Source organism: Thermoanaerobacterium calidifontis, from assembly GCF_055381745.1.
In genome coordinates, this window is the sequence record NZ_AP042436.1 from 336,660 (window position 1) to 363,401 (window position 26,742).

Sequence of the window (26,742 nt, forward strand, 5' to 3'; positions counted from 1 at the left end):
AATGTATCTAAATGCTGTTGGTCTTTGATGTTGGAAACACAAACATCGTCTTAGGCGTATACGATGGGAAAAAGCTTTTGTATTCATTCAGAATCTCAACAGATAAGTCGAAGACGTCTGATGAATATGGAATATTGATAAAACAACTTATTGAGTACAGAAATATGCATTTAAGCGACATAAATGCCGTCATAATATCTTCTGTTGTGCCTCCTATAATGCACACGCTGGAAGCCATGACTATAAAATACTTCAATGTGTATCCACTGGTGGTAGGTCCAGGGATAAAGACAGGTATAAATATAAAATACGACAATCCAAAAGAAGTAGGTGCAGATAGAATCGTAAATGCTGTGGCAGCTTATGAACTGTACGGGGGACCTGTCATAATAATAGATTTTGGCACAGCCACTACTTTTTGCGCCGTTTCTAAAAACTGTGAGTATTTAGGCGGCGCTATAGCACCAGGACTTATCATATCGGCCGATGCTCTTTTTCAGAGGACTGCAAAGCTTCCTAAGATAGAGCTTGTAAAGCCTGAGAAGGTGATATGCAAAAATACCGTTGAAAGCATGCAGGCAGGATTGATTTATGGCCATGCAGGCATGGTGGATTACATCGTCGCTAAGATGAAAAAGGAATTTGCGGAAAACGCCTATGTGGTAGCGACAGGTGGTCTTGCAAAGCTGATTGCACAGGAATCAAAGGTTATAAATACGGTAAATGACATGTTGACTTTGGAAGGGCTTAGGATAATATACGAGCGGAACATAGAAAAATTGTGATTACTTTTTTTGCTGGACATTTGTTTTTTTGTCCAGCTTTCTTATTTTTGCAACAAAAAATATAAACAGAGGTAATATGACTTCGAAAATGACTGTTTCGTAGAAAAATTTGTCTTTCAGAAAATTGTACAGTTCATCTACATTTGACGATACGAATACGGACATTGGGATCATTATGGCTGCAATTGGAAGCACAGCAAATCTGTAATCTTCGAAGTTTAACACATCTGAAAATCCCTTCACGATTATGTAAGTAAAAACCGTTATTTTCATGAAAATGCCTTCTACCCAGATAGCCATTATTATAGAGTCAAGCCTTGCGAAGTAGTTGCTAAGCCTTATGGTGCGGGTCATTTCCAGTGCAGTGAATTTAAAGTCTGCAGTGGTTTTAGAACCGAATATTCCTATTGCAAGTACACCCAGCATAAGCGCAAAAGAGATAAATAAAAGAGATATTACGCCGCTTTTTAAGACTTTTTTGCTGTCGGATATGTGTGGAAATATAGCTAATATTATTACGCTTTCCAGCATCCACGATATAAGTGGCAAAGCTCCTTTCATGGGTGGCAATAGTCCGTTTGCCAAGATGGGAAGAAAATTTTCAAGTTTCACATAAGGCATTGAGAAAAAAATGACGAATCCTAAAAGTCCCATCCCAAAAGGAAATACCACTTCATTCATTCTGGCAATTGCTACAAACCCTTTTGTGACAGCGTATGATGCCACAATCATCAATGCAAGTGAAAAGACTATCGGTGGTGTTTTAGGCATAAAAGCACCTCTCATGATTTCAAAAAGCTCTCTAAGCATTATTACAGCTAAGTGGATGAAAAATAAAAGGTAAAGAGAAGCGATTATTTTGCCTATGATTTTTCCAAAAATATCTTCCAAAAAAGAAAATAGGGTTTTGTCTTTAAATATGGTGGATATGCCGTAATATAAGCAGAATACAGGGATGCTGAATGTTGTCGCCATTATTACAGACATCCAAGAATCTTGTTCAGCTTTTGATGCAACAATAGATGGCAAAAATATCGTTGCTGTAGACAGTACAACTGATACTATCAAGTATATGAATTGCTTTGGCGAGATCTTTTTTTCTGTTGTTGTTTCATAACTCAATATATTCCTGAACATGTTCTTCTCCTTAAAATGTTTATACATGAAATATTATTTGATTTATGTGCCAATTATATTCTACATGTGTTTTTGGAATAATAAATTTGGAGATGGTTTTTATGGACAGAACTTATTTGGTGGAAAATTATAAAGAAATGGGGTTGTACGATGATATCGATAAAAATATAGATGTGCTAAAGACGCTATTGGACAAAAGTAGTGATGTGATTTTCAGGGAATTTAGTATAGGAGAAAAAAAGGTAAAAGGCTTTTTGGTTTGTGTTGATGGGCTTGTGGACAAGGCGCTTATAAACAACAATATAATGGAGCCTATAACATTGGAAAGCAGAAAGTTAGACAACAATTATTTAAGCAAAAAAAACGTCTACGAGTCCCTTTTAAATTACTTCATAACAACGGCAGACCTAAAGGAAGTAGAAAAGTTTGGGGATGTGGTAGAAAGCATTTTAAGCGGCGATACGCCTGTTTTTGTTGATGGCGTAGACAAATCCATTGTGATAAGTACGCGAGGTTGGGAGCAGAGAAGTGTATCTGAGTCTACCACTGAAGCTGTCGTAAGAGGACCAAAAGAGGCTTTTGTGGAGACACTTAGGGTTAATACTTCTATGCTTAGAAGGAGAATAAAAAACCCTAATTTTGTCATAGAATCTTTAAAAATCGGCAAGTACACCAAGACAGATGTTGCGATAGCTTACATTAAAGATGTGGCGAAAGATGAAGTCGTTGAGGAAGTAAAAAAAAGGCTTAGCAAAATCGACATGGACGGAATCATTGACAGCGGATATCTGGAAGAAATGATAGAGGACAATCCGTTTTCACCATTTCCTCAGATTGAGCATTCAGAGCGGCCAGACAAAATTGCTGCAGAGCTTTTAGAAGGGAGAGTTGCTATCATTTCGGATGGTTCTCCAGAGGTGTTGGTGGTGCCGACGATTTTCGTCCAATTTTTCCAGTCAGCAGAGGACTATTACGAAAGGTACTATATATCGACTCTTTTTAGAGTGTTGAGGCTTGCGGCAATGCTTATGTCGCTTACATTGCCATCTATCTACGTGGCGGCTGTAACGTATCATCAGGAAATGATACCGTCGCCTTTGGCTATATCTATCGCAGCCCAAAGAGAAGGAGTGCCATTTACGACTCTAATGGAGGCATTTTTGATGGAATTCTTCTTTGAGATATTGAGAGAGGCAGGAATAAGGCTTCCAATGCAGGTTGGCCAAGCTGTAAGCATCGTAGGCGCTTTGGTCATTGGTCAGGCGGCAGTGCAGGCAGGCCTTGTGTCTGCTGCGACGGTAATCGTCGTTGCATTGACAGGAATAGCTTCATTCTCAATACCTGCATTTAATATAGCCATAACATTTAGGCTTTTAAGGTTTGCCATGCTATTAGTCGGAGGTACACTAGGATTTTTTGGCATAATAATGGCGCTTATGATGATACTGGCGCATTTGGCATCGTTGGAGTCATTTGGAGTTCCGTATTTGTCGCCAATTACACCTTCCAACACCAGAGAGCTAAATGACGTGTTTATAAGGATACCATGGTGGGCGAAGATATTCAGGCCACATAAGGTAGCTGGAAGAAATGTAAAGAGGCAGAATTACACAAGAGGTTGAATTTTTTCAACATCTGGGGAGGCATTGTTTATGAAAAGAGTTTTGATTTTGTTTGTCATACTATCATTGCTTCTTACAGGCTGCTGGGACAAAAGGGAGATAAATGAGCTGGCATTTGTGCAAGGCATAGGAATGGATATAGACAAAGACAAGATGTGCAACATCACTGTACAAGTTTTGAAGCCGGCAAATTTAGCTACAAGCTCTGGCGGTGGTGGAGGTGGTGCTGCGGCAGGAAAGCCGTATGAGGTGTACAGCTCAAGAGGTGTCGACTTCGCAAAGGCATTTTCGAATTTCAATACAGAACTTTCAAGGACGCTTTTTCTCCAGCACAATGAAATAATATTCATAGGTGAAAACTTGGCAAGATCGGGTATTTACAGCATGCTGGACTTTGTCACCAGGAATCCCGAGTTTAGAAGGACATCTTATCTGGTGGTGGTATCCGGAGGAACTCTCGATGACCTTATGAAATTGTCAAAGAATGTCGAAAAGTACCCGTATCGAGAAATTCTGGGCATGATTCAAAACCAAAAAAACACATCTTCAGCCTATGTATGCGATATAAACCACTTTGTAGAGACTTTAGAGACAGAAAAGGTACAGCCTATAGTAGGTAGATTAGAGATTGTAAAGAAGGATGGTGAGCCGCAGCACGCCAGGTTTGTAGGTGCTGCAGCATTTAAGTACGATAAGATGGTAGGGCTTTTGTCGGAACAAGAGACAAAAGGTATAATGTGGATGGACAACTTGATTAAAAATACATCCCTTGTTGTTGATAAAGGACCAAAGGGAGATAAGACTCACATTTCATTTACTATAATAAAAGCTAATTCTTCTATCACTCCAAAAGTAAATGGCGAAGATGTCTCATTTGATGTAAAGATCAATTTTGACTCAAACATGATAGAACAGAATTCAAGGTACAATCTTACAGACCTTAAGATGATAAAAGGCCTTGAAGATCTGCAGCAAGAGAAGGTAAAAGGCGAAGTCTTGGACGCTTTAAATGCAGTCCAGAAGAAGTACAAGGTTGACTCTGTAGGGTTCGGACAGAAGCTTCAAGAAAAATATCCTAAAGTGTGGGAAAAATTGAAGGACAGATGGGATGAGATTTATCCAAACGTAAAAGTGAATGTAAGCGTGAAGGCCACACTAAAGAGGTCTGGACTTACTTCAAAGCCAATTGAACCAAGGTAAAAGAGGGTTATGTATGTTAAACGCATTGGGAATAACGTTAATATTTTTGATAGTAATATTTATGGAAGTGCCTGGGCTTATAAAGAAGAAAAAGACAAAAGAAGTGGTAGTGTTTTTTATACTTGTTGCAATAGGATATACTCTTAATTTGTTAGTTGCTTTCGATGTAAAAATTACCGCCACAAATAAGCTCATTGAGATGCTTATGAAGCCTATAGAAAAAATATGGGGCAAATGAAGTAATTTTTCATTTGCCTTAAAACCATCTTGAAATATATGCCAGGAAGTAGTAGAATTATAAATAGTATGAGCACAATTTGTGCACATAAAGGATGGTTAATATGGATTTTGTAAAAATAGGCGAGAAGATAATAAACACCAAAAAGCTTCACAACATCATAGACAAAATGATCGAAATGAGAGTTAATGGTTTTTCACAGCAAGAGACGGCGTCAAAGTTTAAAGTCGATAGAAGCTTTATATCAAGGTTGGAAAACATAGGCGAGGTGAGAAAAGGAGGAAACATTGCGGTAATAGGATTTCCAATTAAAAATAAAGAAGAAATTGAAAAATTATTGAAAGATTATGGCATTGATTTTATCTTGCTTTTGTCTGAAAAAGAGCGCCTTGGCATTGCAGATAATATGACGGGTGCAGAGCTTTTTAATATGGTTATGGACATAATCGCAAAGGTACAGTCTTACGACACGATTATATTTCTTGGCTCTGACAAAAGGACAAATTTGATGGAAGCCATATTTGACAAAGAAGTGATTTGCGTCAACATAGGGCATTCTCCAATAACAGAGGATGTCTTTGTAAAGCCTGAACTCATAATTGAGATTTTGGATACTTTAAGGAGATGATCTTGTGAAAAGAGTAGTCAGCGTAAGCATAGGCTCATCAACAAGGAATAACAGAGTAGAGACGGAGATATTAGGAGAAAAGTTTATAATCGAACGAATTGGCACAGATGGCGATATGAAAAAAGCCATAGAGCTTATAAAAGAGCTTGACGGGAAAGTCGATGCATTTGGCATGGGCGGCATAGACTTGTACCTGTATGCCGGAGAGAGAAGGTATGTCATAAAAGATGCGGTTCCACTTAAAAATGCTGCTAAGATATCGCCAATCGTAGATGGTTCTGGCCTTAAGAATACGCTTGAAAGAAGGGTAATAAAATACATACATGACAACAACATAGTGGACATAAAAGGCAAGAAAGTTCTCATAGTGAGTGCGATGGATCGGTTCGGCATGACTCAGACATTTCATGAGTATGGGGCTGATTTGACGCTTGGCGATATGATATTTGCCTTAGGTGTGCCGATACCACTTCATTCACTTAAACTTCTTTATGGATTGGCAGCCATTATAGCCCCTATAATAGTGAAGATGCCATTTGAAATGTTGTACCCTACAGGAGATAAGCAGCTTTCAATAGACGGCAGAAAGTACGAAAAATTCTATAAAGAAGCTGACATAATAGCAGGCGATTATTTGTTTGTCAAAAAGTACATGCCTGACGATCTGAAAGACAAAATTATCGTGACAAATACTGTCACAAAAGATGATGTAAAGATGCTTAAAGATAGAGGTGTCAAGCTTCTTATCACAACGACACCAAATCTAAATGGAAGGTCGTTTGGCACCAATGTAATGGAAGCTGTGCTCGTATCGCTATCAGGCAAAAGTCCATCTGAGATGAAACCGGATGATTACAATATGCTTCTCGATAAGATTGGCTTTGAGCCGAGGGTAGAATATCTAAACGGTGAAAAAGCCTCAATAGAAAAGTAAATATTTTGTTGAAAGGATGATTTAACATGCACAAGTTCGCTTTTATCATACATCCAATTGAATACGAAGATGTCAGCAGAAAGTTTAAGATTATGAATAAATTGCCCCGCAGCGTTGTAGAGGGATTTACAAAAATGCTGCCGCCTCTTAAAGTATCGGAGATAACAGGTGTAAAAAGCAAGTATGCTGAAACGGAAGGCTATTTTGTAGCAGTGCCGCTTATCTCTAATCAGATGATGAGCCTTCCGGAAGATTACGTCATGAAAAAAATTATTAAAGCTGGCAAGATAGCAGAAAATTTGGGAGCTGAAATCGTAGGATTAGGTGCTTTGACGTCTGTAGTTGGAGATGCAGGGATTACAGTGGCAAAAAATCTCAATATTGCTGTAACTACAGGCAACAGCTATACAATCGCTACTGCCATAGAAGGCACAAAAAAAGCTGCTGAGCTTATGGGAAAGGATATAAGGGATTCAGAGGTTGTAGTAATAGGCGCTACAGGTTCCATAGGAAAAGTGTGCGCTGAGATACTTTCCAGAGAAGCCAAGTACATGACATTGGTGGCAAGAAACAAGCAAAAATTAGAGGACTTCAGCAAATACCTATTAGAAAAGACAGGCATGGCTGCAAGAGTCACATCTGACGTAAAAGACGCACTGAAGACTGCAGACATAGTTGTGACTGTCACAAGCGCTGTAGACACCGTTATAAAGCCTGAATACCTAAAGCCGGGTGCTGTCGTATGCGATGTGGCAAGGCCAAGGGACGTATCGAAGGAAGTCGCTGATGCAAGGGATGACGTATTGGTTATAGAAGGCGGTGTCGTGGAAGTGCCTGGGGATGTGGACTTTCACTTCAATTTTGGATTCCCTCCAAAGACGAGTTATGCATGTATGGCAGAGACCATGATACTTGCAATGGAAGGTATGATAGAAAATTTCTCTTTAGGCCGAGACTTGACGGTGGAGCAAGTTGATACGATAGCCAAGTTAGCGAAAAAACACGGCTTTAAGCTTGGAGGATTTAGGAGCTTTGAAAGAGCTGTATCAGAGGAAACTATAGAAAATGTGAGAAAGAACGCAGCAAGGAGATTAAAAGAAAATAGATTTAGTGCTGTATAGTACTTGACTTTATTTGTAAACTGTTTTATAATATTCCACATGAAAATATAGACACAAGCACTGCATAAAGCAGTGCTTGTGTATTAATATTATCATAATTGATATGGCTTAAACATAGAATAAAATACAATATTGTTATAAAGGAGATTGGCAATATGGGTAAGCAAGTGATTTTAACTTACGATGGCTTAAAAAAATTAGAAGAGGAGTTAGACTATCTTAAGTCTGTAAAAAGACCTGAAGTGGCTGAAAAAATCAAACAAGCCCGCGCTTTTGGTGACTTAAGCGAAAACTCTGAATACGATGAGGCAAAAAACGAGCAGGCATTTATTGAGGGAAGGATAGCTACAATAGAAGCCATGCTTAGAAATGCCCAAGTCATCGATGAAGAGGATATCACCATCGACAAAGTAAGTGTAGGCTGTACTGTAAAAGTCTACGATGAGGATTTTAAAGAAGAAGCTGAGTACACGATAGTAGGATCGACTGAAGCAGATCCTATGAACAACAAAATATCTGATGAATCACCTATAGGGAAGGCGCTTTTAGGCAAAAAAGTAGGTGATACAATAAGTGTGGAAGTGCCAGCAGGCATTATAAAACTCAAAGTTTTAGAAATACACAAATAAATCTGGAGGAGTATTATGGCGAATACAAATGAAGTAAATAACAACGAAAACTTAAATGAGCTTCTAAAAATTAGAAGGAGCAAGTTGGACGAGCTTAGAAGCTTAGGCATTGAGCCTTATGGCATTGACAAGTTTGAAAGGACTAATATGACGTCTGACATCAAAAATGATTATGACAAATTTGAAGGCAAGACAGTCACTATCGCTGGCCGCATAATGTCCAAAAGAGGACATGGGAAGGCTTCTTTTGCTGACATACAGGATAGAGATGGAAGAATACAGCTTTACTTCAAGATGGATGTTTTGGGTGAAAAGAATTACGAAATATTTAAGATACTTGACATCGGCGATATCATAGGTGTTACAGGTGAAGTGTTTAAGTCAAAGACAGGTGAAGTGACTATAAGGGTTCAGGATTTCAAGCTTCTTTCCAAGTCATTGCAAATACTCCCAGATAAATGGCATGGGCTTAAAGATCCTGATTTAAGGTACAGGCAAAGGTATGTGGATCTCATAATAAATCCAAGCGTAAAGGAAACTTTTATCAAAAGAACTGCAATCATAAAAGCTATTAGGGAATTTTTGGATAATAGAGGTTTTATCGAAGTAGAGACACCTATACTTCATACAATAGCAGGCGGGGCGGCAGCAAGGCCGTTTATTACACACCACAATGCCCTCGATATCGATATGTACTTGAGGATCGCTTTGGAACTTCACTTAAAGAGGCTTATCGTAGGCGGACTGGAAAAAGTGTACGAGATGGGCAGAGTGTTTAGAAATGAAGGCATGGACATAAGGCACAATCCAGAGTTTACCCTTTTGGAATTGTATGAGGCATATACCGATTATCATGGCATGATGGACATAACTGAGAATCTGTTTGCTTATGTGGCTGAAAAGGTAAATGGCAGCAAAAAGATAATATACCAAGGTACTGAGATAGATCTGACACCTCCTTGGAGAAGGCTTACTATGATAGATGCCATAAAAGAATTTTTGGATATCGACTTTGACAAGGTATCCTCAGATGAAGAAGCGATAGAAATTGCAAAAAGGCATCATCTTGAAGTTAAAGATGGCATGAAAAAGGGTGATGTTATAGCACTGATGTTTGATGAGCTTTGTGAAAGCCATCTAATTCAGCCTACATTTATAATTGATTACCCTGTTGAAATATCTCCATTGGCTAAGAGAAAACACGATAATCCTGCCCTTACATCAAGATTTGAGGCCTTTATATACGGCAGAGAAATTGCAAACGCATTTTCAGAGCTAAATGATCCAATCGATCAAAAGGAGAGATTTATAGAGCAGCTTAAGCAGAGGGAAGCTGGAAATGATGAGGCACACATGATGGACGATGACTTCATAAATGCCTTGGAAGTTGGCATGCCTCCTACAGGTGGATTAGGCATTGGAATTGATAGGCTTATCATGTTTATGACTGATGCGTATTCTATAAGGGATGTCATATTGTTCCCTACAATGAAGCCAAAGACAGATCAGGATGAAACAAAGGACGATGGCGAATAATTTTAAAAGCGAAAAACGGTTCATGAGAGCCGTTTTTTATTTTTAATCGTCAAATTGCTGCAATACTTGTGCGTCAGCCTAAAAAATGTTATATTGATATAAAAATAAGTTCTTTTAAGGAGCATGGCGATGATAGATAAAGAGAAGATAAAAAAAGCGGTGTACGACATTCTTGAAGCCATAGGTGAAGACCCTAAAAGAGAAGGACTTTTAGAAACGCCCGATAGGGTTGCCAGGATGTACGAAGAAATTTTTTCAGGTCTTCATGAAAATGTGATGGATGTCATAAAGACATTTAAAGAAGACGAGCATCAAGAAATAGTTATAGTAAAAGATATTCCAATGTACTCCATGTGTGAACATCATTTGCTGCCATTTATGGGTGTTGCACATGTGGCGTACCTTCCGAGAAAAGGCACAATTCTGGGACTTTCCAAGCTTGCCAGAATCGTCGATATTTTGGCCAAAAAGCCTCAACTGCAGGAGAGGCTTACCAGCGAGATCGCTGATACGATTGTAAAAGCTGCAAACCCTTTAGGAGTTGCAGTCGTAGTAGAGGCAGAGCACCTTTGCATGACGATGCGGGGCATAAAAAAACCTGGCGCCAAGACTGTAACGTCTGCGCTTAGGGGGCTATTTAAGACAGATCAGAGGGCAAGAGAAGAAGTCATGCTTTTGATAAATGGAAAGCGATGATCACAAGGAAAGGGTGATATTATGGCTTATATGTTAAAATTAAGAGATAAAGAGTTGGAAATTGGCAAGAGAACGTACATAATGGGCATATTGAATATGACGCCTGATTCTTTCTCCGATGGTGGGAAATACAATACTTTGGAGAAGGGCATGGAGAGAGCTTTAAAGATGATGGAAGACGGAGCTGATATAATAGACGTAGGCGGCGAATCTTCAAGGCCTGGATACGAGCCTGTGACGGCAGAAGAAGAACTTTCCAGGATAAATGATATAGTCAAGAAGTTGTGTGAAGTAGACACCATAATTTCAATTGATACAATGAAGTCAAAAGTGGCTTACGAGTGCCTTAAAAATGGAGCTCACATCATAAACGACATCTGGGGTTTGCAAAGAGATCCTGATATGGCAAAAGTCGTTGCTGATTATGGCGCTGGCGTGGTGATAATGCACAATAAGGAAGTGGCAGAATACCATGACCTTTTACAGGAGGTTATAAGTTTCTTTGAGAAAAGCATTGATATTGCTTTAAAAGCAGGCATAAAAAAGGAGAACATAATGATCGATCCAGGAATAGGTTTTGGGAAGACTTTAGAGCACAATCTGACATTGATGAAAAGGCTTGATGAACTTAAAATATTGGGACTTCCTATATTGCTTGGTACATCAAGAAAATCAATGATAGGGCGTGTCTTAAACCTTGACGTAAATGAAAGAATGGAGGGTACTGCTGCCACAGTTGCGGTTGGAATAGTAAAGGGTGCTGACATCGTCAGAGTGCACGACGTGAAAGAAATGTGGCGAGTAGCCAGGATGACGGATGCGATGATAAGATGACAGATGTCTTTTTATCAATTGGCTCTAACATCGGTGATAGGGAGGAATACTTGAGAAATGCCCTTATAAGGCTTTCAGAAAATTCTGTCATCATAGAAAAGGTGTCGCCCATCTACGAGACAGAGCCTGTAGGTTATAAGGATCAAGGCAAATTTTTAAATGCTGTAGCAAAGGTAAAAACGGAACTTAAACCGCATGAACTGTTAAAAGTTGTGAATAGTGTGGAAAAAGAGCTTAAAAGAGAGAGAACTGTAAGATGGGGTCCAAGGACGATTGACATAGACATTCTTCTGTACGGCGATTTGGTTGTAGATGATGACGATTTAAAAATACCCCATGAGCGCATGTGGGAAAGAGCTTTTGTGTTGATTCCACTTAATGATATTGCACCTTATATGACGAAAGATGGGGAGAAATTGTCTTGCCTAATAGAGATGCTGCCGGATAAAGAAGACGTCAAACTATTAAAGAGAGATTGGTACAAGGTGGTGTAGATATGAAGGTGACAAAGTCATTTACATTTGACAGTGCTCACAATTTGACTAAGTACAATGGAAAGTGTGAAAATCTTCATGGGCACACGTATAAGCTGGAGGTAACGGTGGAAGGCGGTATAGACGATGAAGGAATGGTCATAGATTTTGCTCAGCTTAAAGCTATCGTTGATAGTGAAGTGGTAAAAAAATTGGATCATGCGTACTTAAATGATGTCTTAGGTTTTAACACAACGTGTGAAAATATAGCAATGTGGATGTGGGAAAAATTAGACCCTCTTTTAAAAAGTGATAGATTTCATCTTTTCAGCATAAGGCTGTGGGAAACCCCTACGAGTTTCGCCGAAGTAACCATACAGGACTTTACAAAGTAACTGTGGAAGGTTGTGTCAGATGTTTATAGAAAATCCCATTGTAAAAGGGAGATTTTTGGAGAGAATAAACAGATTTTTAGCTCGTGTAGAGGTAGACGGCCAAATTATAACTGTTCATGTACCTAATACAGGCAGGTGCAAAGAATTATTTGTGCCGGGCGCAACTGTTGTCCTTGAAAAGCGGGAAGGAATGGGAAGAAAAACTCCTTACGAGTTGGAATTCGTCTATAAAGGGAAAAGGCTTATATCTATTGATTCACAGATTCCCAACAAAGTAGTGATGGATAACATTGTGCAGGGCAAATTGGATGAATTTGCAGGATATGATGTTATTGAAAAAGAGAAGACGTATAAAAACAGCAAATTTGATCTTAAGCTTTCTAAAAAAGATGAGGTTTTTTTCATAGAAGTTAAAGGGGTCACCCTTGAGGAAAATGGCGTTGTAATGTTTCCGGATGCACCAACTGAGAGAGGAACAAAACACATGGTAGAGCTTAAAAGCGTTAAAGAAGAAGGCATGAGAGCCGCTGTCGTTTTTCTCGTGCAGATGGATGACGTGCTTTATTTTACGCCAAATGTAAAGACAGATATTAAATTTGCCTCTGCTTTAAAAGATGCTATTGAATCCGGTGTTGAAGCCTACGCATATTGTTGCGAAGTTAAAGAAAACTTTATTGACATTAAAGGTGAAGTCGAAATTAAAATTTAACCATGTTAGAGGGCGAGGTTACTCGTCTTTTGTTTTTTTGCTAAAAGTCATATAATATAATTATTAATTAGTGATTGAGGTGAATATATGATTACAAAAGAGATGATAGACAGGATAAATTATCTGTACCATAAATCAAAAAATGAAGGTCTAACAGATGAAGAGAAGATAGAGCAGTCAAAGTTAAGGATGGAGTACGTAAAGGAGATAAGAGAGAGGGTAAAGCAGCAGCTTGACAGCATAAAATTTGCAGATGAGGATGATTGTCACGACGATTGCTGCCATCATCACCATCACCATTAAAAGAGGGAGAGATGTATCTCCCTCATGTGACTTTGTCGTGCATAGGCCTTTTTACATCTTTGCTTATGCCATGATTGTGGGCTCTGTATTGGGCTTTTTGCGATTTTGCTTCTCGCTTAAAATGCCTTGTCTCCCACTTGTAGATGTCAGCAGCGAATTCCACTCGGTTTCCCTTGATGTTGGTCCAGTGGCTCTTTCTGATTGACATCAAAAACACCTCCAGTGATTTTTGGTGTTTAATTATATTTTTCATTAATAAAACAAATTTATACTGATGGTATCATTTTAAATTTAAAGAAAGGATGTTTTTTATGAAAGAGGATCAAAGATACATAACGTGTGATGATGCGCTTAGACTGAACAGAAGCCAAGTACGGGAAAATTACAAGGAGTACGTAAATGCTAATTTTGTCTCTATGCTTTCTATGCTGCAGTTTGATAAGCTTTTTGTGAAAGCAAAAGGCGTATCTGTATGGGACAGCGATGGAAACGAGTATTTGGATTTCTTGGGCGGTTATGGCGCATTAAATTTAGGCCACAATCCAGATGAAATTTATGAAGCGATAGAGAAAGTCAGAGATTTTCCCAATATACTTCAAGCTGCAGTAAATGATTTTCCTGGGGCATTGGCATACGATTTGGCGATGGTTACGCCTGGCGATTTAAAGAAAAGCTTTTTCTGCAACAGCGGCGCTGAAGCAGTGGAAGGTGCACTGAAACTTGCTAAAATTGCCTCAGGCAAGCATAAAATAGTCTACTGCAAAAATTCATTTCATGGAAAATCTGCAGGAGCTCTTTCTGTCACAGGACGGGAAAAATACCAAAAGTACTTTATGCCTCTCCTTCCCGATACAGTGCAGGTGGAATATGGGGATTCTAATGCATTAGAAGATGCTTTGAAAGGAAAAGATGTTGCTGCATTTATTGTAGAGCCTATACAAGGTGAAGGTGGTGTCATAGTACCACCGGATGGATATTTAAGAGAAGTAAGAGAGCTTACTGAGAAATACGATGCGTATTTGATATTTGATGAAGTACAGACTGGGTTTGGCAGGACTGGAAAAATGTTTGCCTGTGAGCACGAAGAAGTGGTGCCTGACATAATGTGCTTGGCTAAATCGCTGGGAGGCGGTGTGATGCCTATAGGTGCGTATATAGCAAAGGATGAGATCTGGAAAAAAGGATATGGCACTACTGATAGATGTCTTTTGCATACATCTACGTTTGGTGGCAATACGTTAGCATGTGCTGCTGGCATTACAGCCATAAAACTTATTTTGGATAAAAACCTTCCTGAGGCAGCGAAAGAAAAAGGCGAATACTTCTTAAAAAGGCTAAAGGAGCTAAAAGATAAGCATAAATTGATAAAAGATGTAAGAGGCAAAGGTCTTATGATAGGTGTGGAATTTAACCAGCCAGAAGGCGGGCTTTTAGACAAATTGTCTGGAGGAGCCGTATCAAAATTATCCAACGAATACTTAGGATCATTGGTGGCAGGAGAACTTCAAAACAAACATCGTATCATAACTGCCTATACTCTTAACAATCCAAATGTTATAAGGTTTGAACCGCCACTTATTGTTACTAAAGAGCAGATTGATAGAGTTGTAGATGCTTTAGATGAGATAATGACCAGAAGTGGTAGTCTATTGGGGATGACATTATCGAGTGCAAAGACCGTTTTGGGTTCATTTTTTAATAGATAGGTGATTTTATGGATATTAAGAAATTGTTTGATAGCGGTATAAGTTTTAATGAATTTATTAAAAGCGAAGACAACAAGAACCCAGAAATCTTCAAAAATAGATTTGAAACTGTAACTATAGATGAAAGCATAAAGAATATTAAAAATAGCAGCAGGGTTTCAAGTGTTTTGGCTTTCGCTGAAAGCTGGTGTCCTGACTGTCAAGTAAGTGTGCCTATAATGGCTAAGATATGTGATATATTGGAAATCGACTTTCACATACTAAAAAGAAAAGGGCACGAAGAAGAAATGATGGCGTTATGCAAAGAGAAAGAAGCAAGGATACCTACATTCGTATTTCTCAACCATGATTTTAATGTATTGGACATTTGGATAGAGAGGCCTAAAGCGATAAAGGAACTTGTGGCAAAAGGCGACAATAGCTTTAGAAGTGGTTATGTAAATGGAGCATACGACAAAGAGATTATAGATGAGCTTTTAGAAAAAATATCCCGTTCATGATGACGGGATATTTTTATGGCGTATCAAATAAAATTTGCAAATGACGATATAAAGATTTAGAAATCTAAGATATGAAGAAAAATCGTGGCAAATAGATATAAAAATTAAATGAGAGAGGATTTGTCTTGATACACAATAAGATGTATAATTAACTTTATCAATACACAAAATATTGTAGTTAATTACATAATGAGGAGAGGTTTTAAATGAATTTGACTGAAAACTCTAAGAAGGTTCTTGAGAGAAGGTATCTGGCAAAAGATGAGAATGGACGTGTCATTGAGACTGTTGAGGAGCTTTTTGAGAGAGTTGCGAAGGCGATTTCAGATGTAGACAAAGAGTACGATATAAACGCAGACACAGAAGCAGTCAAAAAAAGGTTTTATGAGATGATGACGAGCTTTGACTTTTTGCCTAATTCTCCTACGCTTATGAATGCAGGAAGGCCATTAGGGCAACTTTCAGCGTGTTTTGTGCTTCCCGTGGGGGATTCCATGGAAGAGATATTTGACGCAGTGAAGTATGCAGCCATAATTCACAAAAGTGGTGGTGGCACAGGGTTTAGCTTTTCAAGACTTAGGCCGAAGGGAGCTACAGTGAGATCGACAGGTGGTGTGGCGTCTGGCCCTGTAAGCTTTATGAAGGTGTTTAATTCTGCTACTGAAGCGGTAAAACAGGGTGGCACACGCCGTGGGGCAAATATGGGTATATTGCGGATAGATCATCCAGATATCCTTGAGTTCATTCAATGTAAACAAGACAACAATGAAATCACCAATTTTAACATAAGCGTTGGGATAACAGAAGATTTTATGGAAGCAGTTGAAAAGGGACAGGATTATGACTTAATAGATCCGCATACCAATAAAGTCGTGAAAAGTCTAAATGCCAGGGAAGTATTTAAGCTTATCGTGGAAATGGCTTGGAAAAACGGAGAACCCGGAATCGTATTTTTGGATCGCATAAACGAAAAGAATCCGACGCCTCTTGTAGGCGAAATTGAATCAACTAACCCATGTGTCACAGGGGATACGTGGGTGATGACTACAGAAGGGCCAAGACAGGTTAGCGATTTAATTGGAAGATCTTTTGATGCTGTGATAGACGGTAGGATTTATAAAACGACAAATGAGGGATTCTTTAAAACAGGGCATAAGCACATCGTCGTGCTTGAAACTGTTGAAGGGTATTATATCAGATTGACTGATGACCATAAAGTCTTAAAAGTTGTAGATGACAGTTTAAATGAGATTAAGACCGAATGGGTCTCTGCAAAAGATTTAAAACCTGGAGATAATATTCTTCTTAACAATCACAGGAATTTAATAGGATGGTCAGGTGAATTGAATGAACAAGATGGATATTTGTTAGGACTATTGGTGGGGGATGGAGTCCTAAAGAAAGACACTGCTATTATTTCTGTCTGGAAAGCAGGAAAAGCTGTAGGAGGAGATGTTGATGATTGTGGTATAAATAGTGTCATGCAATATGCTTTGGATTGTGCAATGAATTTGCCACATCGCAGAGATTTTGCAGGATGGATAGAAATAAAAGGTAGAAATGAGTACAGGTTAAAGTTGGCATCATTAAGAGATTTGGCATTTAAAATGGGGATGCGCAATGGATTTAAAACGGTAACTCCCCAGTTGGAAAAAATGTCGTCGAATGCTTACATAGGCTTTATTAGAGGGCTTTTTGATTGTGATGCTTCTGTGCAAGGTAGTCCTGAAAAAGGAGCGAGCATAAGACTTTCGCAAAGCAATTTAGCACTTTTAAAAGCGGTTCAAAGAATGCTGTTGCGGTTGGGCATTGCAAGCAAAATATATACAAACAGAAGAAAATATAGTATAAAGCTAATGCCTGATGGCAAAGGTGGTCTAAAGGAATATAAAATAAAGCCACAACATGAGTTGTGTATTAGCGGCGATAATATGGTAATATATGCAAAGCGTATAGGGTTTAAAGATGACAAAAAAATGGACAAGTTGAAAGTTGTTTTATCATCGTATAAAAATGGTGCTCGAAAGGAACGCTTTGTGGCAAGAGTTTCGGATATTAGAGAAGATGGATTTGAAGATGTTTATGATGTACAAGTGCCTGGAATCAATGCATTTGATGCAAATGGAATAATTATACATAATTGTGGTGAGCAACCACTTTTGCCATATGAATCCTGCAATTTAGGCTCTATAAACCTAAAAAATATGCTTAAGGAGAAAGATGGAAAGTACGAAGTAGATTACGATAAATTGAGAGACACTGTTCATGATGCTGTGCATTTTCTTGACAATGTGATCGATGCGAATAAATATCCACTGCCACAGATAGACGAAATGACGAAAGGCACAAGGAAAATAGGCTTAGGAGTTATGGGCTTTGCTGACATGCTTCTTATGCTGAATATACCTTACAATTCTGAAGAAGCTGTGGAATTTGCCGATAAATTGATGAAATTCATCGATGAAGAATCTAAAGCGGCATCGATGGAACTTGCAGAAAAGAGAGGCGTTTTTAAATACTACGATAAAAGCATATACAAAGAAAAAAACATGAGATTGAGAAATGCAACGACTACAACTATAGCACCAACCGGTACAATATCCATTATCGCAGGAACGTCAAGTGGAATTGAGCCGCTTTTTGCAATAGCCATGACAAGAAATGTGATGGATAATACCCAGCTTGTGGAAGTCAACCCTATATTTAAGGAAGTAGCTTTGAAAAGAGGATTTTATTCAGAAGAATTGATGAGGAAGATAGCGCAACAAGGCACTTTAAAAGGCATTGATGGCATACCGGATGATGTTAAAAGAGTTTTTGTAACAGCTCACGACATAGATCCTGTATGGCATATAAGGATGCAAGCGGCTTTTCAAAAGCACGTTGACAATGCGGTTTCAAAGACGGTGAACTTCAGACATGATGCGACGGTAGACGACGTAAGAGAAGTTTACGAGCTGGCTTATAAATTAGGGCTTAAAGGCGTTACCATCTATCGCGATGGAAGCCGTGATTCACAAGTGCTGAATTTGGGGATAAAGAAAGCTGAAAAAGAAAGTGTGAAAGAAGACAAGAAAGAAAGTCGCAATCAAATCGTCCCAAGGCCAAGGCCTTCTGTGACGAAAGGCATAACTGAAAAAGTGAGAATAGGTTGCGGCAACTTGTACATTACCGTCAATTACGATGACGAAGGTATTTGCGAGGTGTTCACTAACTTAGGACGAGCCGGAGGCTGCCCATCTCAGTCAGAGGCTACCAGTAGACTTATATCCATAGCTTTAAGATCAGGTCTTGATGCAAAGTCAATAGTAGAACAGCTAAAAGGTATAAGGTGCCATTCTACATTAAGGCAAATGGCAAACAATAAGGAAATTAAAGTTCTTTCGTGTCCAGATGCCATTGCTAAAGTCATTGAGAAAGTCATGAAATTAAAAGTTGAAGAAGATGAAAGCTTCGCACCAATTGACGTGCCTATAAATGGAAGCAGCCATAAAAACGATGATGCGGTTTTACAGGCGGCATATACTTATGACACACAAGAAGAACGCTTTTGTCCAGAATGTGGCAGTGAAATAGAACATGAAGGCGGATGTGTTGTGTGCAAAAACTGTGGCTACTCAAAATGCGGTTAAGTTTTAAAAAGATCTCCCTAAAACGGGGAGATTTTTTATTCTCTCAAAAAACGACAAATTGTGAATTTTAGATGTGATATAATTTCATTTGTGTATAAAATTTTGTTTATTAACAATGAAGGATTTTTTTAATTTGTGTCGAATAACACATTAATTAGATTAAGAGGGGTTAAAAATGTTAAAAAAAAGGGAAACATTGTTTGATTTCGTGTTAATTGCGGTGGGGTTTTCGCTTCTTATCTACACATGCTTTAAATACGGCATTAAAATCGATATGAAGCTGTTTGCTATACTCCTGATAGCCATGGTTACTCTTGACAATTTGGGCATAAAGTACACCGACATAAAGCTTTCTATAAGCCCTGTAATCACGATAGCATCTTTCTTGATATATGGTGCGGAGTCGTCTGCTCTTTTGGCTACTGCATCTACCATGATTGAGACAATATTTTTCAGAAAAAAAGTAAAAAATGGATTTTTAAATGGAGCAATGTTTTCCATAACATACATAGTAGCAGGGCATCTTTATGAGATTTTAGGTGGAAAAATCGGACGATTTTCAGTTGGACAGCTTATATATGTGGTGATTTACGTGCTTACAAGTTTTGTAATAAATTACTTTATCTTGTACTATGCGTTGAAAGCGCAAGGAAAGATTCTATTTAAGAAATACTGGACGGAAAGCTCAGTTTTAGAGTTGGTTTCTTATTTTGTAATGGTACCTGTAGGTATATTTTTAGCTAATATGTATATGAAATTTGGCACTGTTATTTTTATATACCACGTCATACCTTTGATTTTGCTGTCGTTTTTCATAAAGGCTTTTAGGGATCTTTACAAGGCCAACCAGAGGCTAAATGCTTTATATGAAATGGTGAAAATAATCAATTCGAAGTTGGATTTAGACAAAACTTTAGAAGCAATATTGTATGAGACGGAAAAAGTAGTAACCGTATCGGGGATAGCTATTTATTTGAAGGATGACAATGGCTTTTTGATAAATGAAAAGACTAAGTGCAGGGAAGAATCAATAGGTGCTTTTAAGGATGTATACATGAACAATGAAGGGATTATAGGCAAAGTTGTAAGTGAAGGGAAATCTGTAATAATAGGCAATTTAAAAGCAGATAAGCGCTACTTAGACAAAAATATATCTAATTATTACGATTCTGCAATTGTAGTTCCTATAAAAGGAGCGGAAGGCATAATAGGGTGTATATCTGCATTTCAAAATGAAATCAACGCATTCGATGAAGACTCTTTAAAGATAATGGAGGCATTATCAGAGCAATCTTCGATAGCCATAATGAACGCAAAGAGATATTTTGAAATAAGTAAAAGGTCTATTACTGATCCTCTTACAAAAACTTATAACAGGAGATTTTTTGATCAGATATTGCATGACAGCATAGCAAAATCATCTATTGAAAAGACGCCTGTAAGCCTCATAATGCTGGATGTAGATAGGTTTAAACAGATTAACGATACATACGGGCACATGGTGGGAGATACTGTGCTTAGGGAGATTGCTTCAAGGATAAAAAGCTGTGTGAGAAACAATGATATCGTTGCAAGATACGGTGGGGAGGAGTTTTCTGTTATACTTCCGAACTTGACAGCGGAACAGGCGTGTGTGATCGCTGAAAGGATAAGGTATGAAGTATCGTCTAAACCGATAAAGACTGATGCAGGTGATATAAATATAACTGTCAGCGCTGGCGTCGCTGATTTTCCAAATAAAGCGGAGTCTGCGGAGAAACTCATAAGCCATGCCGATAGGGCTCTTTACGCTGGCTGTAAGACAAAAGGCAGAGACAGAGTCGCTGTGTATGAAATATAAATCTTCATAATATCTTCATTTTGAGTGGATACAATATATATAAGTGATCTTTCAAGGAGGAATTCAAAATGGAGATATTTAGGTATATATTTGACAGCAAGTACAGAGAAAAAGTTTCAAACGAGTTTACACAGCAAGTCATTACATTAAACGACGAAGCAGAAAAATCTATTAATGATGCTTACAATCAAACTGATCAAAATGTTGCTGATGGCAACAAAGATCAATAAACGCCGGTTCACACCGGCATTTAAAAAAGTGGATGAAGCAAAAGTGAGGAGGTTAACCTCCTCACTTTTGTCATGTTTTGATTTATTTTCACAGCAAGCTTCAATTAATTTGATTTTTATGATATGATAAATTGTGAAGGTGGGATAAGTGAAACATGTTTGAAAAAACAGTCTATAAATGATACACTATTTTTATTGTTTGCCAGTTAATAACTGTTGGCAAAATATTATAAACACTTAAAATTGTACTACTATTATGCTATAATATCTATTAAAGTCAAATGAGGAGGAAAAAAGATGTTAAAAGGCGTTGCGGCATCACCGGGTATTGCAATAGGCAAGGTTTTTTTGTATGAGAAGAAGTTTGCTGAAATCAATACCCAAACTATCGATGAATCAATGGTAAAAGATGAAATAGCAAAATTTGAAAATGCAATCGAATTAACGAAAGCTCAATTGGAAAAGATCAAGGAAAAGACGGAAAGGGAGTTTGGAAAAGACAAGGCTGAGATTTTTGAAGCACATCTTATGCTGGCAAACGACCCGGAGCTTTATGATTCTGTTGTAAATATGATAAAAATTGATTATGTTACGGCTGACAATGCGGTGAACCACGTCATTGAGCAGCATGCATCCGTGATGGAATCCCTTGACGACAAGTATTTAAAAGAAAGAGCGGTTGACTTAAGGGATGTTGGACATAGGATAATAAATAATATACACGGCATAGTGGATGTAAATTTGTCAGAGCTTGATGAAGATGTGATAATAATTGCCAAAGATTTAACACCATCTGATACGGCTACAATGAGAAAAGAAAAAGTCTTAGGATTTGCTACAGATGTAGGCGGCAGGACTTCCCACACTGCTATTATGGCTCGGTCATTAGAAATTCCAGCAGTAGTAGGAACAGGGAATGTCACTAAACAAGTTTCTGATGGCGATATCGCCATTGTAGATGGAAATGAAGGAGTCGTAATTGTAAATCCCACTGAAGACGTCCTTAAGGAATATGAGGAAAAGCGGGATAAATATAAGATTCGAGTTGAAAAGCTGAAAGAATTAAAAGACTTGCCTGCAGTAACCAAAGATGGAAGGCAATCGATGTTGGCGGCAAATATCGGCACGCCCAATGACGTAGAAGGTGCTTTGAAAAACGGCGCTGAGGGGATAGGGCTCTTTAGAACAGAGTTTTTGTACATGAATAGGAATGACTTTCCTACAGAAGAAGAACAATTTGAAGCATATAAATACGTAGCAGAGAAGATGAATGGCAAACCAGTCACCATAAGGACATTAGATATTGGCGGTGATAAGAAGCTACCATATCTAAATATGCCAGACGAGATGAATCCATTTTTGGGTTACAGAGCCATAAGGCTTTGCCTTGACGAAAAAGAGATGTTTAAAACACAGCTTAGAGCTTTGCTTAGAGCCAGTGCATATGGAAACATATTGATAATGTATCCGATGATTTCTTCGGTAGTTGAAGTAAGAAAGGCGAATGAGATTTTAAACGAAGTCAAAGAAGAACTGGATCGAAAGGGCATAAAATACGATAAAAACATAAAAGTTGGCATAATGGTAGAAATACCATCTGCTGCGGTGACTGCGGATCTTCTCGCAAAGGAAGTAGACTTCTTTAGCATCGGCACTAACGATTTGTGCCAATACACGCTTGCTGTCGATAGGATGAATGAAAGGATAAAAGATTACTATAAGCCGTTTAATCCCGCAATATTGAGGCTTATTAAGAATGTCATAGATGCATCACACAAAGAAGGTATATTTACAGCTATGTGCGGTGAAATGGCTGGTGATCCGCTTACAACAGTTATCCTTTTGGGATTAGGCTTAGATGAATTTTCAATGAGTGCGAGTTCGATACCCAATATAAAGAATATCATAAGAAATGTAACTTATGAAAAGGCTAAAGAGTTTACGGAAATGGTATTAAACATGTCAACACCTGATGAGATAGAAGAAGCAGCAAGAAAAATTTTATATGAAATAATTGGCGAATAAAAAACCTCCGGGCATACCGGAGGTTTTTTATAAAAAATTTTTTAATTTAAGAGGAAATTTAAAATCAATATAGAATAATAATATTAAAGCAATAAGATAGGGGGATATATATGAAAGATTATAAAACGCAACAAATAAGAAATGTTGGATTAGTTTCGCATGGCGGAGCTGGAAAAACTACGCTTGCAGAAGCACTACTGTATAATGCAAAGGCCATAGATAGGATTGGGCGCGTAGAAGATGGAACAACTGTATCTGATTACGATCCTGAGGAAATTTCAAGGCAAATCTCTATATCCACATCTGTAATTCCGATTGAGTGGAAAGACTGCAAAATAAACGTGCTTGATACACCTGGCTACTTTGATTTTTTTGGCGAAGTAATCAGCGGATTGAAGGCTGCCGACAGCGCTGTGCTGGTCGTTTGTGCTGCATCAGGGGTTGAGGTTGGCACTGAAAAGTCATTTTACATGTTAGAGGCTGAAAAGCTTCCTACTGTGGTGTTTATAAACAAGATGGATAGAGAAAATGCAGACTTTTATAAGACTCTTGATCAGTTGAGAAATAAGTTTGGCAATAAAGTTGTGCCTATGACATTGCCTATTGGCAGTGAACACAGTTTTACTGGATATGTAGACCTTATTACGAATAAAGCATACGTTTACACCCAGAAGGGAGTTCAAGAATCAGACATTCCTGCTGAGATGGAAGAAAGTGTATCGCAATATAGAGAGGAGCTTATAGAAGATATTGCTGAAAATGATGAAGCCTTGATGGAGAAATTCTTTGCGGGAGAAGAGCTTTCTAAAGACGAATTGCTTAAAGGTTTAAAGGAAGGTGTGAAAAGTAGGGACATTTTTCCTGTAGTTTGTGGGTCAAGCTTAAAAAATATCGGTATAGATGCATTGTTAAATATTATGACAGATGTTTTGCCATCGCCTATTGAGGCCAACAAATTTAAGGCTGAGGCAGATGAAGATAAACCTTATTCAGCTTTTGTATTTAAGACGATAGCGGATCCTTTTGTAGGGAAATTGTCTATATTTAGAGTTGTTTCTGGCACTGTGTCTTCTGACTCCACTGTGTATAACGGTACAAAGAAGGCAAATGAAAAGATTGGACAGTTGTATGTATTAAGAGGAAAAAAGCAAATACCCGTTTCAAAATTGGTTGCTGGTGATATAGGAGCATGTTCAAAATTGCAATTTACAATGACAGGCGATACACTTTGTGATCAAGCAAAACAAGTAGAATATGGACCCATTGTATTCCCTGAGCCTACATTGGCTTTGGCTATAGAGCCTAAGGCAAAAGGCGACGAAGACAAGATAAGCAATGGACTTCAGAGACTTCAGGAAGAAGATCAGACGTTTAAAGTCGAGAAAAATGTTGAAACAGGGCAAGTCATAGTATACGGCATGGGGGAGCAGCATATAGAAGTCATATCCAAGAAACTTCAAAGCAAATTTGGAGTAGAGTGTGTTCTTACAGAGCCTATAATACCTTACAGAGAGACGATAAAAGGCAAATCGAAAGTGGAAGGTAAGCACAAAAAGCAAACTGGAGGACATGGGCAATACGGCCATGTATGGATAGAATTTGAACCGTACAAAGAAGGAGAGTTCAAATTTGAAGACAAGATATTTGGTGGAGCGGTGCCAAAGCAATACATTCCTGCGGTTGAGAAAGGACTTAGGGAATGCATAAAAGAAGGCGTGCTTGCTAAGTACCCTGTTGTGAATATAAAAGCAACGCTTTTGGATGGCTCTTTTCACCCTGTAGATTCATCTGAGATGGCGTTTAAAGTTGCTGCATCTATAGCTTTTAAGAAAGGCATGGAAGAGGCAAATCCTGTTTTGTTAGAGCCTATAATGCACGTAGAAGTAACAGTGCCTGAAGAGTATATGGGTGATGTGATTGGAGACCTAAACAAAAGGAGAGGGCGCATATTAGGGATGGAGTCAAAAGGAGACATGGAGGTGGTGACTGCGGAAGTTCCTCAAGCTGAAATGGCTAAGTACGCTACAGATTTAAGATCATTGACACAGGCAAGAGGAGAATTCAAAATGTCGTTTGCAAGGTATGAAGAGGCGCCACCTGCTGTTGCAGAAAAAGTAATAGAGGCAAGAAAAAAATCTCAAGAATAATTTCAAAAGGGGCTGTTGCACAACCGACTGTATATGTCATAGTGCATCAGCCTTTTTTATAAGATAAAAACGAAATCACAGGTTCTAAATGACATGCGATTGGCTTTTTAATGATTTATCAAACTAAAGTAATAGATATTTGCAAGATTATGATATATAATATTCTTAATATACTGTATACTTTAAGGAGGGTAACAATGGATTTAAGAGAAGAAGCATTAAAATTACATAAGGAAAACAGGGGGAAAATCAGCATTTTAAGTAAAGTGCCAGTCAATGATTCAAAAGATTTGTCACTTGCTTATACACCAGGTGTCGCAGAGCCGTGCAAAGAGATACAAAAAAATCCTGATGTTGCTTATGAATACACAAACAAAGGCAACTTTGTAGCAGTTGTCACTGATGGCAGTGCGGTTTTGGGGCTTGGCGATATTGGTGCTATAGCCGGGATGCCTGTAATGGAAGGAAAGGCGGTATTATTTAAGGAATTTGGAGGAATTGATGCATTTCCGATTTGTATTGCTACAAAAGATGTTGATAAAATCGTTGAGACAGTCATAAACATAGCTCCTACTTTTGGAGGCATAAATCTTGAAGACATATCTGCTCCAAGATGCTTTGAGATTGAAGAAAGATTGAAAGAAGCTTTGAATATACCTGTTTTCCACGACGATCAACATGGGACTGCCGTTGTGGTTTTTGCTGGATTGATAAATGCTTTAAAAATTGCCGGTAAGAGTTTGAAAGACATTAAAGTGGTTATAAATGGTGCTGGTGCGGCAGGCATTGCGATAGCCAAGTTACTTATCAATGCTGGAGCTGGAGATGTTGTGTTATGTGATAGAAAAGGCATCGTTTATGATGGAAGAAATGATACAGATGTATCAAAAATATCAATTGCTAAGATCACGAATAAAGATAAGATAAAGGGAACGTTAGCTGATGCCTTGATTGGTGCCGATGTTTTTATAGGTGTATCGGCTCCTAATGTGCTTTCAAAAGACATGGTAAAATCCATGAACAAAAATTCGATTGTATTTGCATTGGCAAATCCAATCCCCGAAATATATCCTGATGAGGCGAGAGAAGGCGGAGCACTGGTAGTCGGGACTGGAAGATCTGATTTTCCAAATCAGATAAACAATGTGCTGGCTTTTCCAGGCATATTTAGAGGTGCCCTTGATGTTAGAGCAACTGAGATAAATGAGGAAATGAAGATTGAGGCAGCATACGCAATTGCTGGATTGGTTTCTGATGATGAATTAAATGAAGATTACATAATACCAAAAGCATTTGATAAAAGAGTAGCTAAGGCGGTTGCATTGAATGTTGCAAAAGCAGCTATAGATACAAATGTGGCCGGTTTCGATGTAGATATAGAAAAGATAGAGTCAAAATTGAATAAAATTTTATAGTATGAAT

At 38.3% G+C, this 26,742-nt stretch carries 25 protein-coding genes; 23 read left to right on the forward strand and 2 right to left on the reverse strand.

Annotated features, from left to right (window positions below):
- The first annotated feature begins 11 nt into the window (after window positions 1-11).
- Window positions 12-785: a type III pantothenate kinase gene (locus ACZ42G_RS01750; protein WP_085112755.1), complete on the forward strand. Its 774-nt coding sequence runs from the start codon at window positions 12-14 to the stop codon at window positions 783-785.
- On the opposite strand, the gene ACZ42G_RS01755 is transcribed toward ACZ42G_RS01750, so the two are convergent.
- Window positions 786-1,922, reverse strand: coding sequence for a GerAB/ArcD/ProY family transporter (locus ACZ42G_RS01755; RefSeq protein ID WP_464851139.1), 1,137 nt, complete (start codon window positions 1,920-1,922; stop codon window positions 786-788). It lies immediately after the preceding gene.
- Between the two features lie 101 nt (window positions 1,923-2,023).
- Here ACZ42G_RS01755 and ACZ42G_RS01760 point away from each other — a divergent pair, with 101 nt between their 5' ends.
- The 14 genes from ACZ42G_RS01760 (at window position 2,024) to ACZ42G_RS01825 (ending at window position 13,240) form a co-directional block, all read left to right on the forward strand.
- Window positions 2,024-3,544, forward strand: coding sequence for a spore germination protein (locus tag ACZ42G_RS01760; RefSeq protein WP_464851140.1), 1,521 nt, complete (start codon window positions 2,024-2,026; stop codon window positions 3,542-3,544).
- A 30-nt stretch (window positions 3,545-3,574) separates the two neighbouring features.
- Window positions 3,575-4,744 (forward strand): Ger(x)C family spore germination protein, encoded by a 1,170-nt coding sequence (locus ACZ42G_RS01765; protein ID WP_464851141.1) that lies wholly within the window; start codon window positions 3,575-3,577, stop codon window positions 4,742-4,744.
- A gap of 13 nt (window positions 4,745-4,757) precedes the next feature.
- The gene (locus ACZ42G_RS01770; protein WP_085112751.1) at window positions 4,758-4,982 is read left to right on the forward strand and encodes a hypothetical protein; all 225 of its coding nucleotides are present in this window, start codon (window positions 4,758-4,760) and stop codon (window positions 4,980-4,982) included.
- Between the two features lie 103 nt (window positions 4,983-5,085).
- Complete coding sequence (locus tag ACZ42G_RS01775) at window positions 5,086-5,610, forward strand: hypothetical protein (protein ID WP_013787090.1); 525 nt, start codon at window positions 5,086-5,088, stop codon at window positions 5,608-5,610.
- Window positions 5,611-5,614: 4 nt separating this feature from the next.
- On the forward strand, window positions 5,615-6,544 hold the full coding sequence (locus tag ACZ42G_RS01780; RefSeq protein WP_085112750.1) for a quinate 5-dehydrogenase: 930 nt from the start codon (window positions 5,615-5,617) through the stop codon (window positions 6,542-6,544).
- Between the two features lie 26 nt (window positions 6,545-6,570).
- The gene (locus ACZ42G_RS01785; protein WP_014757873.1) at window positions 6,571-7,665 is read left to right on the forward strand and encodes an NAD(P)H-binding protein; all 1,095 of its coding nucleotides are present in this window, start codon (window positions 6,571-6,573) and stop codon (window positions 7,663-7,665) included.
- A gap of 155 nt (window positions 7,666-7,820) precedes the next feature.
- Complete coding sequence (gene greA / locus ACZ42G_RS01790; protein ID WP_013787093.1) at window positions 7,821-8,294, forward strand: transcription elongation factor GreA; 474 nt, start codon at window positions 7,821-7,823, stop codon at window positions 8,292-8,294.
- 15 nt (window positions 8,295-8,309) lie between these two features.
- The gene (gene lysS / locus ACZ42G_RS01795) at window positions 8,310-9,830 is read left to right on the forward strand and encodes a lysine--tRNA ligase (protein WP_464851144.1); all 1,521 of its coding nucleotides are present in this window, start codon (window positions 8,310-8,312) and stop codon (window positions 9,828-9,830) included.
- A gap of 129 nt (window positions 9,831-9,959) precedes the next feature.
- Window positions 9,960-10,526 (forward strand): GTP cyclohydrolase I FolE, encoded by a 567-nt coding sequence (folE, locus tag ACZ42G_RS01800; protein ID WP_014757876.1) that lies wholly within the window; start codon window positions 9,960-9,962, stop codon window positions 10,524-10,526.
- Between the two features lie 21 nt (window positions 10,527-10,547).
- Window positions 10,548-11,360: a dihydropteroate synthase gene (gene folP, locus ACZ42G_RS01805; protein WP_014757877.1), complete on the forward strand. Its 813-nt coding sequence runs from the start codon at window positions 10,548-10,550 to the stop codon at window positions 11,358-11,360.
- On the forward strand, window positions 11,357-11,854 hold the full coding sequence (folK, locus tag ACZ42G_RS01810; RefSeq protein WP_464852082.1) for a 2-amino-4-hydroxy-6-hydroxymethyldihydropteridine diphosphokinase: 498 nt from the start codon (window positions 11,357-11,359) through the stop codon (window positions 11,852-11,854). Before folP ends, folK begins: the two co-directional genes overlap by 4 nt.
- A gap of 2 nt (window positions 11,855-11,856) precedes the next feature.
- Window positions 11,857-12,228, forward strand: coding sequence for a 6-carboxytetrahydropterin synthase QueD (queD, locus tag ACZ42G_RS01815; protein WP_014757879.1), 372 nt, complete (start codon window positions 11,857-11,859; stop codon window positions 12,226-12,228).
- A 19-nt stretch (window positions 12,229-12,247) separates the two neighbouring features.
- Window positions 12,248-12,937, forward strand: coding sequence for a DNA/RNA nuclease SfsA (gene sfsA / locus ACZ42G_RS01820; protein ID WP_014757880.1), 690 nt, complete (start codon window positions 12,248-12,250; stop codon window positions 12,935-12,937).
- Between the two features lie 87 nt (window positions 12,938-13,024).
- Window positions 13,025-13,240 (forward strand): DUF896 domain-containing protein, encoded by a 216-nt coding sequence (locus ACZ42G_RS01825; RefSeq protein ID WP_014757881.1) that lies wholly within the window; start codon window positions 13,025-13,027, stop codon window positions 13,238-13,240.
- 22 nt (window positions 13,241-13,262) lie between these two features.
- Here the strand turns inward: ACZ42G_RS01825 and ACZ42G_RS01830 are convergent, their stop codons facing one another.
- Entirely contained in the window at window positions 13,263-13,448 is a 186-nt protein-coding gene (locus ACZ42G_RS01830) for a hypothetical protein (RefSeq protein WP_014757882.1), read from the reverse strand.
- Window positions 13,449-13,551: 103 nt separating this feature from the next.
- Between ACZ42G_RS01830 and ACZ42G_RS01835 the strand changes: the two genes are divergently transcribed.
- The 8 genes from ACZ42G_RS01835 (at window position 13,552) to ACZ42G_RS01870 (ending at window position 26,735) form a co-directional block, all read left to right on the forward strand.
- Complete coding sequence (locus ACZ42G_RS01835) at window positions 13,552-14,946, forward strand: aspartate aminotransferase family protein (RefSeq protein WP_014757883.1); 1,395 nt, start codon at window positions 13,552-13,554, stop codon at window positions 14,944-14,946.
- An 8-nt stretch (window positions 14,947-14,954) separates the two neighbouring features.
- Window positions 14,955-15,446 (forward strand): thioredoxin family protein, encoded by a 492-nt coding sequence (locus tag ACZ42G_RS01840; RefSeq protein ID WP_014757884.1) that lies wholly within the window; start codon window positions 14,955-14,957, stop codon window positions 15,444-15,446.
- 206 nt (window positions 15,447-15,652) lie between these two features.
- Window positions 15,653-19,078, forward strand: coding sequence for an adenosylcobalamin-dependent ribonucleoside-diphosphate reductase (locus ACZ42G_RS01845; protein WP_014757885.1), 3,426 nt, complete (start codon window positions 15,653-15,655; stop codon window positions 19,076-19,078).
- A 175-nt stretch (window positions 19,079-19,253) separates the two neighbouring features.
- Entirely contained in the window at window positions 19,254-20,918 is a 1,665-nt protein-coding gene (locus tag ACZ42G_RS01850) for a sensor domain-containing diguanylate cyclase (RefSeq protein ID WP_464851148.1), read from the forward strand.
- Window positions 20,919-20,986: 68 nt separating this feature from the next.
- The gene (locus tag ACZ42G_RS01855; RefSeq protein WP_168170192.1) at window positions 20,987-21,148 is read left to right on the forward strand and encodes a hypothetical protein; all 162 of its coding nucleotides are present in this window, start codon (window positions 20,987-20,989) and stop codon (window positions 21,146-21,148) included.
- A gap of 297 nt (window positions 21,149-21,445) precedes the next feature.
- Window positions 21,446-23,173, forward strand: coding sequence for a phosphoenolpyruvate--protein phosphotransferase (ptsP, locus tag ACZ42G_RS01860; protein ID WP_464851150.1), 1,728 nt, complete (start codon window positions 21,446-21,448; stop codon window positions 23,171-23,173).
- A 110-nt stretch (window positions 23,174-23,283) separates the two neighbouring features.
- On the forward strand, window positions 23,284-25,320 hold the full coding sequence (gene fusA / locus ACZ42G_RS01865; protein WP_464851152.1) for an elongation factor G: 2,037 nt from the start codon (window positions 23,284-23,286) through the stop codon (window positions 25,318-25,320).
- A gap of 197 nt (window positions 25,321-25,517) precedes the next feature.
- Complete coding sequence (locus ACZ42G_RS01870) at window positions 25,518-26,735, forward strand: NAD(P)-dependent malic enzyme (protein WP_464851154.1); 1,218 nt, start codon at window positions 25,518-25,520, stop codon at window positions 26,733-26,735.
- Window positions 26,736-26,742: the final 7 nt, after the last annotated feature.